This is a genomic window from Mesorhizobium sp. M0051, from assembly GCF_040323235.1.
GTDB lineage: Bacteria > Pseudomonadota > Alphaproteobacteria > Rhizobiales > Rhizobiaceae > Mesorhizobium.
On the sequence record NZ_JAMYUT010000105.1, the window covers coordinates 1 to 538 of the forward strand.

The window sequence follows — 538 nt, forward strand, 5'->3', positions numbered from 1 at the left end:
GCCCTCAGGCTCTCCTTCTTGTGCTCACGCAGATGATCCATGTTGAGATAGCGGGTCGCCTCGAGCCAGTTCTCGTGGATCTCGACCGCCAGCGCCCGAACCAGCCGCAGGCAACTCTGCGGGTTGGGGAAGATGCGCACGACCAGGGTGCGCCGTTTGATCTCCTGGTTCAGCCGCTCCAGCATGTTGGTCGATTTCATGTGCTTATGATGGGCAAGCGGCAGCCGATAGAAGCTCAGCGTCTCCTCGATGTTGTCCTCCACCCAGTTGACCAGCTTCGGATATTTGGCCTGCCATTTGGCGATCCACTGCGCCAGGTCGCGCTTGACCTCGGCAAGGTCGCGGCGGTCGTAGAACCACCTGAGCTCCATCAGGCAGTCGTCGTCGACCTTGCGCGGCACATAGTCGAGCGCGTTTCTGAGGAAGTGCACGTAGCAGCGCTGCCAGACCGCCTCGGGCAGCACTTCGCGGATTGCCGCCCTGAGCCCCGGATGGTCGTCGGAGACGACGAACTCGACGCCGGCGAGCCCGCGATTCT

General features: G+C 62.5%; 1 protein-coding gene. It reads right to left on the reverse strand.

Annotated features, from left to right (window positions below; genetic code table 11):
* The coding region (locus NKJ90_RS33430; protein WP_352487786.1) for an IS256 family transposase at positions 1-538 on the reverse strand (538 nt) is incomplete at both ends.